The 312-nt window shown below is 46.2% G+C and carries 1 pseudogene; it reads right to left on the bottom strand.

Going from position 1 to position 312, the window contains the following annotated elements:
- A pseudogene (locus K5S59_RS29595) lies at positions 1-312 on the bottom strand (stage V sporulation protein AD); the annotation flags it as partial.

Consider the following 312-nt stretch of genomic DNA (forward strand, 5'->3'; position numbering starts at 1 on the left):
CTTTTCATTCGGTTTAAGAAGTGACCGTATACGACCGTTGCGGAACACCCTGGTCCACTAGCGCCAGCGATGACAGGTTGCCCTTCTCTATAAATGAGCAGCCCGCAATCTTGAAACTGTTCGCTCGTTACTTTCGTTCCGTGTTTATGTAATAAGTCATAAGCAATTTCGCGTCCTACATGTCCGAGGTCACCCGTTACGATTAAATCGTAGTAAGAGGCATCAATTTGTCGTTCGCGTAAATGGGCTTCAATTGTATCAACGGCAGCTGGAGCCATTGCACCTCCCATATTAAATGGATCTGTTAATCCC

Origin of the sequence: Bacillus sp. BML-BC051 (genome assembly GCF_019656175.1) — a bacterium.
GTDB classification, from domain to species: domain Bacteria; phylum Bacillota; class Bacilli; order Bacillales; family Bacillaceae_G; genus Bacillus_A; species Bacillus_A mobilis.